Source organism: Dolichospermum circinale AWQC310F (genome assembly GCF_000426925.1).
Taxonomy (GTDB): Bacteria; Cyanobacteriota; Cyanobacteriia; order Cyanobacteriales; family Nostocaceae; genus Dolichospermum; species Dolichospermum circinale.
Genome location: NZ_KE384695.1, coordinates 31,411 through 40,745 on the forward strand (window position 1 = coordinate 31,411; position 9,335 = coordinate 40,745).

At 38.3% G+C, this 9,335-nt stretch carries 13 protein-coding genes and 1 pseudogene; 3 read left to right on the forward strand and 11 right to left on the reverse strand.

Going from position 1 to position 9,335, the window contains the following annotated elements; genetic code table 11:
* Positions 1-30: 30 nt before the first annotated feature.
* The 6 genes from ACIR310F_RS0115340 to ACIR310F_RS0115365 all read right to left on the reverse strand — a co-directional run bounded on the left by ACIR310F_RS0115340 (position 31) and on the right by ACIR310F_RS0115365 (position 5,033).
* Entirely contained in the window at positions 31-861 is an 831-nt protein-coding gene (locus ACIR310F_RS0115340) for a HEAT repeat domain-containing protein (protein WP_028084584.1), read from the reverse strand.
* A 16-nt stretch (positions 862-877) separates the two neighbouring features.
* Positions 878-1,117 carry a phycobilisome linker polypeptide gene (locus tag ACIR310F_RS0115345; RefSeq protein ID WP_028084585.1) on the reverse strand — a complete coding sequence of 80 codons (240 nt, stop codon included), beginning with the start codon at positions 1,115-1,117 and terminating at the stop codon, positions 878-880.
* 42 nt (positions 1,118-1,159) lie between these two features.
* Entirely contained in the window at positions 1,160-2,020 is an 861-nt protein-coding gene (locus ACIR310F_RS0115350) for a phycobilisome linker polypeptide (protein WP_028084586.1), read from the reverse strand.
* Positions 2,021-2,374: 354 nt separating this feature from the next.
* Positions 2,375-2,863, reverse strand: a complete 489-nt coding sequence (cpcA, locus tag ACIR310F_RS0115355; protein ID WP_028084587.1) for a phycocyanin subunit alpha — start codon at positions 2,861-2,863, stop codon at positions 2,375-2,377.
* Positions 2,864-2,962: 99 nt separating this feature from the next.
* Positions 2,963-3,484: a phycocyanin subunit beta gene (locus tag ACIR310F_RS0115360; RefSeq protein WP_028084588.1), complete on the reverse strand. Its 522-nt coding sequence runs from the start codon at positions 3,482-3,484 to the stop codon at positions 2,963-2,965.
* Between the two features lie 616 nt (positions 3,485-4,100).
* A complete protein-coding gene (locus ACIR310F_RS0115365) occupies positions 4,101-5,033 on the reverse strand; it encodes an RluA family pseudouridine synthase (protein ID WP_035368140.1) in 933 nt (310 codons plus the stop codon).
* Between the two features lie 232 nt (positions 5,034-5,265).
* Between ACIR310F_RS0115365 and ACIR310F_RS0115370 the strand changes: the two genes are divergently transcribed.
* Positions 5,266-6,315: a response regulator gene (locus ACIR310F_RS0115370; RefSeq protein WP_028084590.1), complete on the forward strand. Its 1,050-nt coding sequence runs from the start codon at positions 5,266-5,268 to the stop codon at positions 6,313-6,315.
* A gap of 29 nt (positions 6,316-6,344) precedes the next feature.
* Here the strand turns inward: ACIR310F_RS0115370 and ACIR310F_RS22730 are convergent, their stop codons facing one another.
* From ACIR310F_RS22730 to ACIR310F_RS0115390, 4 genes are all read right to left on the reverse strand, one after another.
* Complete coding sequence (locus tag ACIR310F_RS22730) at positions 6,345-6,581, reverse strand: hypothetical protein (RefSeq protein ID WP_231387562.1); 237 nt, start codon at positions 6,579-6,581, stop codon at positions 6,345-6,347.
* Between the two features lie 299 nt (positions 6,582-6,880).
* Positions 6,881-7,138, reverse strand: coding sequence for a type II toxin-antitoxin system RelE/ParE family toxin (locus ACIR310F_RS0115380; protein ID WP_028084591.1), 258 nt, complete (start codon positions 7,136-7,138; stop codon positions 6,881-6,883).
* Positions 7,119-7,349, reverse strand: coding sequence for a hypothetical protein (locus ACIR310F_RS0115385; RefSeq protein ID WP_028084592.1), 231 nt, complete (start codon positions 7,347-7,349; stop codon positions 7,119-7,121). Before ACIR310F_RS0115385 ends, ACIR310F_RS0115380 begins: the two co-directional genes overlap by 20 nt.
* A 74-nt stretch (positions 7,350-7,423) precedes the next feature.
* A complete protein-coding gene (locus ACIR310F_RS0115390) occupies positions 7,424-7,702 on the reverse strand; it encodes a hypothetical protein (protein ID WP_028084593.1) in 279 nt (92 codons plus the stop codon).
* 76 nt (positions 7,703-7,778) lie between these two features.
* Between ACIR310F_RS0115390 and ACIR310F_RS0115395 the strand changes: the two genes are divergently transcribed.
* Together ACIR310F_RS0115395 and ACIR310F_RS26985 are read left to right on the forward strand one after the other, a co-directional pair.
* Positions 7,779-8,363 carry a Uma2 family endonuclease gene (locus ACIR310F_RS0115395; protein ID WP_028084594.1) on the forward strand — a complete coding sequence of 195 codons (585 nt, stop codon included), beginning with the start codon at positions 7,779-7,781 and terminating at the stop codon, positions 8,361-8,363.
* Positions 8,364-8,372: 9 nt separating this feature from the next.
* Positions 8,373-8,618, forward strand: a pseudogene (locus ACIR310F_RS26985) (site-specific integrase); the annotation flags it as partial.
* A gap of 188 nt (positions 8,619-8,806) precedes the next feature.
* Here the strand turns inward: ACIR310F_RS26985 and ACIR310F_RS0115400 are convergent.
* Positions 8,807-9,049, reverse strand: coding sequence for a hypothetical protein (locus ACIR310F_RS0115400; RefSeq protein ID WP_028084595.1), 243 nt, complete (start codon positions 9,047-9,049; stop codon positions 8,807-8,809).
* Positions 9,050-9,335 lie beyond the last annotated feature (286 nt).

The following is a 9,335-nucleotide window of genomic DNA, read 5'->3' on the forward strand; positions in this document are numbered from 1 at the left end:
TGCAACTGATAATTGACCACTGACTACTGACTATAAGAGTGAGTCCATCAAATTCATAACTCGGGTAGCTGGTTCAGATATACCAAAAGTATCAGACTGTTCTGGCAGTTGATACTCTAATAATCCTTTCAAAGCAATCAGTTTAAAGCTATTTTCTACTTGTGCTTGAGCAATAGCCTCTGCTGCTGCTAGATACCCAATTGCCCCCAGGTCTCCCAAAACAACGCGACGCATTTTTAAATCACCCGTCACCAAAGTTTTCACTAATAACTCACCATAGATGGGGTCTTGTGTCAGTTGGTACATGGCTCTAGCTGCGGAGCATTGTAATCGGGGAACTGGATGCTGAAGAAAAGGCTGGACAAGAGAAATAGCCTCAGTTGCACCCATAGCTCCCAAGGCTTCTAATATTGCCGTATAGGGTTGGGTAAGATGAGGTAAACCAGGTACTTGTACTGCTTGGTCAACACCCCCATCTAGTAGTTTTATCAATGCTGGTAATGCTGTTTTATCCTTGAGCATGGCCAAAGATTGGGCTGCGGCTTCGCGGACATAAAAATCAGCACATTCCAAGCACTTAATTAAACCTGGTACAGCTTTCAAGTTGCCTAATTTACCAAGCGCTCTAGCGGCATTGCGCCGTAAGGGATAACCTCCCAGTTCTGTTCTGTCGGCTTCATCCTCTAACGCGATGATAAGTGCGTCTATGGCTTGTGGCTGACTGATTCGGAACTTACCCAACCACCAAGCAGCATAATAGCGGAGACTTAGATCTGATGATTGCAGGTTAGCAATAGCTATTTCGGGTGTGAGATTTGGTGCATTTTCCGCAGGATATGCTTCTCCACTAGGTTCTATCATTGCCAGGGCTTGATGCTTATTCTGCCACTGTCAAAGTTTCAATTTTGACGATTTTGCCACCTAGACGGTTAATCCGCTGCATTTCTTCATTCATGCGGCTGTAGGGTACGGTAATAAATACGCTACCACTGCGGCGAATGTCGAATTTGTTCTTGTCGCTTTCTTGGTTTTGCTTTAAGCCCACAACTTCGTAACGAAATACGCGGCTGGCAGATGAAGAAACGCTACTAGCACCAAGTGTAGTTTGACCGAACATTACTTCTATATCTCCTATGTGAGTTTTGTCCGTGAGCAGCGCTTAGGTTGATGTTATGCTGGCAATTTTGCCGCCAACTCTATGAATTTGCTGCATTTTCTCTAAAAGGCGCTCGTAAGGTACAATAAATACTGTACTGCTACGGCGGACTTTCGGGTATCCTGGATTGCGAATACCTGTAACTTCAATCCGGTAAGTGCGATTGGATTCTCCAACGGCATTACCTAGATTTTGCTTAGGAGCGTCATCTACAGATACGCGGAAACCCCAGTTATTGTTACTACCAGATGGTCCAACAACTGAGGAGGTTTTATTACTAGCTAATTCCCGCGCCAAACGGGATTTAGAACCTTCAACCTGAGCGGTATCGCTGTTAGCATAACCTCTGTATAAACGGAACATCCGCGTAAACCCGGCTGCATTTTGTCCCGTTTGAAAATCGAAGCCCCGATAATAGGGAACAACATTTTCCCCAAAGCTATTTTGATACTCTTGGGAATCAATGTAGGAGTCAATTTCCGCGTCGTAACCTTGGTTAATATATAAGTCTAAGTGGTAAGTCACTTCTGACTCATTGTATGGTGCGCGACCCAACAAATGTTTATAGTTGAGTTCTATTAACCGAGTTTGGAAACTGTTGTAGAAGAATTTAGATTTGTAGAGTTCTGATTTAGCGACGCTGCGGACAAATTCTTTCACGCTTAAATTGCCGTCACGTAGGAGTGATTCTGCACTAATTAAGCGATCTGATGCCAGTATATAGTCATTTCCTAAGACTTGACGATAAACGGCACGAATTACAGCTTCTACTTCTTCCCGGCTGGCGCTGGGGCGCAGTTCAACTCTGGGTGCGTCGCTGAAAGGCTCTGTTCCTAGTCTGGAGGCTGCTGTTGTAATTGCCATGTTTTTCCCCTTTATTGTGCCGAATTGTGGCGGAATAAAGCTTGGTCAGTGGTCAGTGGTCAGTGGTCAGTGGTCAGTGGTCAGTGGTCAATAGGATTTACCTTTTGCCTCTAGACTCTCTTGCCTCTCTTGCCTCTTACTTCCCTCTTGACCTATTTTATTTGTACATAAAACTATGCCCGGAGCTAGATCCAATTGCTAGGTGAACCAGGATGATCTTGGAGGTCTTAACGCCACTTAATTTACAGTTGGACATTTTCCAACTAACGCAGTGACTCCATGAGCAATAACTGGCGAACCCCTTGAGGGGTAACTTCATCTAGTAATTGTATCCCTCTCCGGGCATGACGCTATCTAGCTAAGAGCGTTGATGGCGTAGTCAATGTAGGTATTAGCTTCGTTAGCAGCTTGACCGCTCAAACCATGATTAGCTTTGATGGATTTTAAAGCTTCTACGTACCAGCTAGGAGACAAATCAAACGCGCCGTTGATTTCAGACAAACCAGCAATCAAGAACTCATCCAAAGGACCTGTACCACCAGCAACTAGGCTATAGGTGATGATGCGTAGGTAGTGACCAACGTCACGAGCGCATTTAGCTTTACCACGAGCATCAGATGCGAATTGAGCACCTGGGGTAGAGGTGGTATAAGGGAATTTGCTGTAAACAGCGCTGGTAGCACCATCAATCAATTTTTGAGCATTAGCGGTTAAACCACGAGCAGCTTCCATGCTGGCAGCAGCGCGGACGAAACGACCGTTAACAGCTTGTAATTCGGTGTTGCTTAAAAAGCGTCCTTGGGTATCAGCAGATGCAATTGCTTCGGTAATTGGTGTTTTCATTGGTGAAAATCTCCTAGATTGTTTCTTGCTTGTTTTGTATGGCTACGCCATGCAGGTTATGAAAAAAGCTCAATTTAGACGGGAGCTAATTTGTAATTTTTAGGCAACAGCAGCCGCAGCACGATCAAAGTAGCTTGCAACTTCAGAAACCAAAGAACTACAATCACCTTTGGTGATCCCGTTAGGATCGTTGATTTTAGCGATCGCTGCTTCTTTCATTTTGCCAACGCCAACTGCTACAGAAGCACCAGGAGTACCCAAAGCTTGGTAGGTTTCCCGTAAGCCATTTAAGCAACGGTCATCTAGAACACTAGCATCACCCGCTAATGCTGCATAGGTTACATAGCGCAAGATAATTTCCATGTCGCGCAAACAAGCAGCCATCCGACGGTTGGTGTAAGCGTTTCCACCAGGAGCGATCAAATTGGGCTGTTCTTCAAACAAAGCACGAGCGGCATCGGTAACGATGTCTTTAGCGTTGCTGGTGATGCGGTTAACAGTGTCTAAACGCTTGCTACCAGCGGCTACTACTGCGGTCAAAGCATCTAGCTGTTCGGTGCTGAGGAATTCGCCACGAGCGTCAGCTTGGGAAACAACCTTGGAAAATACATCTAATGTCATGGACTCTAATCTCCTAAATTACTTAGTTGAGAGATCTCTAAATTCAAACTAATTCGGATTGGTTGGCAACGAAGTCAAATCAAAGCCGTTCTCAAGTCTTCTCTCCTCTCTAGTTTACAGTTTACAAACCAGAAATTATGAGAGTCAAGGGTAAATTTATGAGAACCTGGCAAATTCCATGAATCACCTGCTTTATTTAACTTTCTTCTGTTGTTTAACCCCTACAGCTTATGTTTATACAATGCTATAGAACCTTTATTTATTACAAATTATGAATAAATAAGATGTTCGCCTAAGAAAAGCCTCAAATCCTTTACATACAAGCTATTCAACTAAGAATTTCTAGATATTTTTGTTACATAACTTTACATTTTCTGCAAAAAATCGCAATATTAACCAGTTTAAGCTTGTTTAAATATTCCTGAAAACCCTTGTAATTAAAAGAATATAAGGGTTTTATCCCATTTATAGGTTTCCTAAATTTTGTTAAGGAGTGTTAAATTTACATTTCTAAATATTTTAAAAACTTTCTATTTTTTTCCCCCCTGGGGGGATGTGAATGAAAAAAAAGTTATATTCACAAATTGAGAGTAAATCGTGATTTACTCATAAATTCTTAACAAACCCCACTACGGCGACGCAATACTTCTAGTAAGGTAGTAAAACTGCGGGGAAGGGGTGCTGTTACTTGAAGCAACTTTCCAGAAACGGGATGTTGTAACTGGAGTTTCCAAGCGTGTAGGGCTTGTCCTGGCAAATTTACGCCGATAGAATGAGCAGAACTATAAAGAGGGTCACCAACGATAGGATGACCAATTTTGGCAGTGTGGACGCGAATTTGATGGGTACGTCCTGTTTCTAGTTGAAAGTGGATTAATGTGTAGTTAGCAAGACGCTCTTGTACTTGCCAGTGAGTTATTGCAGCGCGTCCACCGTCTTCTACAGAAACAATCCCCATTTTTTTGCGGTCTTGGGGATTGCGACCAATGGGTAAGTCTATGCTTCCGGTTTCCGTTTTGGGAACACCGTAAACTAAACCTAAATATTCTCGTCTGGCGGTTTTTGCTTGTAATTGTGCTTGTAAATGCTGATAAGCTAAATCTGTTTTAGCAATAACAATCGCTCCGGTAGTATCTTTATCCAAGCGGTGAACTATTCCAGGACGTTGAATACCGCCAATACCGGGTAAATTAGGACAATGGGCCAATATAGCATTAACTAAAGTTCCCTCAGGATGACCGGGTGCGGGGTGAACAACCAAACCAGCGGGTTTATTGAGAATAATTAACTCCTCATCTTCATAGAGGATATCTAAAGGAATATCCGCTGCTAAGAGTTGTAAAGGTTCAATGGCGGGAATTTCTAGAGAAATGCGATCGCCTACTTTGAGATTAACCTTCTTAGATGTGCAAATTTGATCATTAACTTGGACATGGCCCTGTTCTATGAGTTGCTGAATGCGAGAACGGGACAAATCTGATAACTTCTGGGATAAATAGCGGTCTAAGCGATCGCTATTTTCTGGAACTTGGATATTAATTGTAGACACGATTGGGTATTGAGTAATTTAAGCAACATTGAGATCAAAAATTAGAGTCGTGTCGGTAGAAAATCACTACTTCATTTTTTTATCTTCATCTTATGTTTAACATACTTTTTTATTTCTCTAAAAAATATGGAGTAATCTAAAGGGAAGAATTCAAGAATCAGGATTCGGAATGTTGATAAAATACAGTGAGTAACTAATAATGAAAAACAACTTTAATCAACCATCCCAGAAAATGAACGCTACTCCCATTAGTAGATATAGATTTTTCCAAAAACTGCAACCAATCAACATATTAAAGAAGATTACTAATAGTTCGTACACTGGTTGTTTGCAAGTATTTAGCGAATCTGGTGCTTGGTCAATATATATGGATCAGGGTAAACTAATTTACGCTGGTTATTCTGAAGAAATGTTTGAACCTCTTTACCGAAACTTACAGAGATTAAGTCAGCAAATCTCAACTCTTCCCAGGGGAATTAATGAACAAGTGCGGATGATTTTTGAAAAAGATATTGAGAAACATTCAATACCAAATCCAGATTACTTAGCTATTTGTTGGTTAGTTAATCAAAAATATATTAGTCATTTTCAAGCGGCTTTACTAATTGAGGAGTTAGCGCTAGAAGTTTTACAATCCTTGTTGAATTTAAAATATGGCAGTTATGAATTTGTTCCTAATACTTTTTTAGACAATCTGCCTAAATTTTGCCATTTAAATTTAAAAGCCTTAGTAGAACCATCTCAACCAGCAGCAAAAGTTGATGTTAAAGATGTTAAAGAAAATCTGAATTTTGAGTGTTATTCTCAGTTAGAAGTACCCAAAACATCCCAAGAAAAATTACCCAAAAGTAATTCTGATCACTTGAATAATCAGAGAAATACAAATCAGTCAAATAACTCCTTTATCAGAGAGAAGCAGAAATGCAGTATTTTTTCCATAGATGATAATCAGAAAATTTTAAATACTGTGTCAGAATTTTTAGATGAACAAATATTCAATGTGATCAAATTTACGGATTCTTCCCAAGCTTTAATGGAAATTCTGCGAGTACGGCCAGATATCATTTTACTAAATATAGAAATGCCTAATTTAAATGGCTATGAAATCTGTTCTTTATTACGAAAACACACACATTATCAAGATACTCCTATAATTTTAATGACGGAAAGGATGGGATTAAGGGATAGAGCAAGAGCCAAATTTGTCAAAGCTAATGGTTATTTAGAAAAGCCTTTTTCTCAAGAGGATTTACTGAAAATCATTTTTGAACATATTGTGTGAAAATTCACAATTCAGGTTAATAAACCTCATCATGGCTGCCAATATCTATTAATAAAATAACCATTTCTTTTGATTCTAGATTTTCTTTTTGGTGTTTCTGGCGCTGGTTTACTGCTTGGGGATGTGGTATGATCATGGGTATCTGTAGCTGGCCAGACTATAATTTCCACATTTCTGGGGGGTAAATTCACGGGTTCGGTAATCAGCAAGTTACCAGATTGATCAATTTTTCCTTTGAGTTTGTATGCTTGCATGATTTTTTTCATGAGACTCTGTTTTTATATTATCTCGAATTGGCAGCAATTACATCGTGTATTTATCCAGTGTAATCTTCATCTATCACTAAGTGACTGACTAAAGTAAAAAACCACATCTTCAATGAACTAATATGGGGTGGTTCATAAAATACAGCACTGCCCGGTATTATGAAGTACAAATATTAATGATAAAACTCTTGTGGTGCGGGCAAGATGCCCGCACAAAGTGTACCTCACTCAAGCTGAACTTGCTGTATGTTATTACAATAGTATTACTCTGATAAAGAAGCTATTAACTTATGTACACCTTAAAAATTCGTATTAAAAATTCGTAAAGTTGGAAATTCCTTTTCAGAGAAGTTAAAGATGATTCTACAGTCATAAGCAACAGAACAAGACCATAAACCTGCTAATTCACCTGCTAATTTATGAGACTTTAAAGACGGTGTAAAAGGATCATCAGCCAAAAGCCTTAATACGTTAATAATTTGATTTTTTAATTGTGGTTTTTTCTTTGTAATCTTATTAAAAGACCTTTTAAATCCACTACTCCAGACAACTTCCATCATCATCTCCTAGTAAATCAGCAATCAAATCATCAACAGTTCCTCTCTTTGCTGTACCATTTTTAAAAGCCTGTTTCAGTTCCTCCGCATTAGTTAAAATTTCCGTTCGTTTTTGATTAATTCGTTGTTTTTGCAGAAACTCAAATAAATACTCTCGATCTTGTGTCGGTAAATTTTCAATAGAATTAATAATTTCTTGTAAAGTCATCATAGAAACTCCTCATTAAGTAAATCATGCGTTTTTAATTCTATGTAAATCCATAATGTTGATATCAAGCAAGATTTTCACAGGTTATGTTTCTCATTTAAATATTCCCATTTAGCTTGATCTGGATCAAAATCTGCTGAAACAGGAGGAGCATTTTCAAACCAGTTTTGCAAAGCCTTGATTTTAGTTCGTCTTTTTGGTGTTTCTGGTGCTGGTTCACTGGTTGTGGTATGATCATGGGTATCTGTAGCTGCCCAAACTACAATTTCCACATTTCTGGGCGGTAAATTCACTGGTTCGGTAATCAGCAAGTTACCAGATTGATCAATTTTTCCTTTGAGTTTGTATGCTTGCATGATATTTTTTATGATAATCTGTTTTTATATGATATCACCTTGAGCAAAATTCAATCTCTAAATTTGGGTTTAAATTATGATAACTACACTCATTGAACGAGAAGCAGAACCAATTTTAATTAGTGACTTAACCTGGAGAGAATTTAAAGCTGTTGAACAGCTAATTGATCGCCCAGGGTTAAGGTTATCTTTTTTAGATGGAGTGTTGGAGATTCTTAAAAACCCAGGGAAAAAATATCAAATTATCAAACAACGTATTGCTTCTTTAGTAGAAATTTATTTAGAATTTTTAGACTTAGATTTTACTCCTACTGGTTCTGTTACTTTAGAAAATGAATTTGAAAAGGTTAAAAAAGAAGGTGATGAATCTTATGAGTTGGGAGCAAATAGAAAACATCCTGATTTAGTAATTGAGGTGGTTGTTAGTAGTAGAGGAATTAATAAACTGGAAGCATATAAACGGTTACAAATTCCTGAATTTTGGTTTTGGATGAATGATAAATTATTGTTTTATAGTTTAGGAAATGATGGCTATGAAGCTGTTAGTAAATCGCAACTTTTACCGAGTTTAGATGTAGATTTATTGATGCGTTGTATTAATATAGAAAATCATGTTCAAGCGCTGGGGGAATTTAGATCAGGGATTAAAATTACAGGATAAAAATAACAGAATCTTCAGGGAATAGCGATAAAAGCAGCAGCACATAATTTAGGTCATACTGTTGATGAACATACAAAGACTTATCAAAGATGCTTTGGGATTGAAAATAGGAAAAAAGCCTTTGGTGAGGTAATTAGTCAAAGGTCGTTAATTGAGTTGCAGAAGAATGAAATATTGGCGTTAAGGATGGAGAATGAAAGGTTAAGGTTGGAAGTTGAGAGATGTAGGAAAATTCTGGATATTAACGAGAAATAAGCTCAAATTATCGGTGATTTACAAAGCATAAGTAATTGTGAAGCGATGGCTGTATACTCCCTTCCTATTCAAGGAATAGATATAGAGTTACCCCCAAAACAGAATGGTTTTTTGCTAAATTAATGTCTAATTTTACGCTGGGAAGGGAGTAACAAAATATTTAAGCGAATTTATCTATGAGGAAAGTATCAGTAATTCTTCTTTGTTCTCACAAGGTATTTTTCTACTATTCCCTGCAAGACAAGCTGCGCCATTCCTTTATTGTTTTCCAATGGTGTCCGAGAAGGTGATGGATATGAAGTATCGGTAGTCTCTACTCCATATTCAGACATTACAGTAAGCGACTGAAGTTTCATGTTAACGGTATATTGCCCGTTATAAACTTTTCCATCAATTTCAATGCTTACATCTGCGGTTAGTAGCTCAGGCATTTAATAACCTCTTTTTTACTATTGATCTACTAAAATCCAATATAATGCATAATGCGAGGTAAAGCAAAACATTGTAACAAACGCAAAGATTCTGGTTTCATAAATACTCCTGATTTATTATACAGGATTTCAGTAATACTGCCCATCATCTACTAAAGTGCCATAATAATCAGATATATCTCCGTGATCAGGTAGTTCTTCATAGGAATCACTATATTAGACATCTCCGAAAACTATCTAACCTTTACCATGACTGCTTTTGAGAAAATGAAGGTTAAGTGCAAAG

Coding starts and splice junctions, on each gene's coding strand:
- ACIR310F_RS0115400 (WP_028084595.1), bottom strand. CDS start 9,049: ATGCCTGAGCTACTAACCGCAGATGTAAGCATTGAAATTGATGGAAAA.
- ACIR310F_RS0115350 (WP_028084586.1), bottom strand. CDS start 2,020: ATGGCAATTACAACAGCAGCCTCCAGACTAGGAACAGAGCCTTTCAGC.
- ACIR310F_RS22730 (WP_231387562.1), bottom strand. CDS start 6,581: ATGAAAAAAATCATGCAAGCATACAAACTCAAAGGAAAAATTGATCAA.
- ACIR310F_RS0115385 (WP_028084592.1), bottom strand. CDS start 7,349: ATGATGACTTTACAAGAAATTATTAATTCTATTGAAAATTTACCGACA.
- ACIR310F_RS0115345 (WP_028084585.1), bottom strand. CDS start 1,117: ATGTTCGGTCAAACTACACTTGGTGCTAGTAGCGTTTCTTCATCTGCC.
- cpcA (WP_028084587.1), bottom strand. CDS start 2,863: ATGAAAACACCAATTACCGAAGCAATTGCATCTGCTGATACCCAAGGA.
- ACIR310F_RS0115340 (WP_028084584.1), bottom strand. CDS start 861: ATGATAGAACCTAGTGGAGAAGCATATCCTGCGGAAAATGCACCAAAT.
- ACIR310F_RS0115360 (WP_028084588.1), bottom strand. CDS start 3,484: ATGACATTAGATGTATTTTCCAAGGTTGTTTCCCAAGCTGACGCTCGT.
- ACIR310F_RS0115390 (WP_028084593.1), bottom strand. CDS start 7,702: ATGCAAGCATACAAACTCAAAGGAAAAATTGATCAATCTGGTAACTTG.
- ACIR310F_RS0115370 (WP_028084590.1), top strand. CDS start 5,266: ATGAACGCTACTCCCATTAGTAGATATAGATTTTTCCAAAAACTGCAA.
- ACIR310F_RS0115380 (WP_028084591.1), bottom strand. CDS start 7,138: ATGGAAGTTGTCTGGAGTAGTGGATTTAAAAGGTCTTTTAATAAGATT.
- ACIR310F_RS0115395 (WP_028084594.1), top strand. CDS start 7,779: ATGATAACTACACTCATTGAACGAGAAGCAGAACCAATTTTAATTAGT.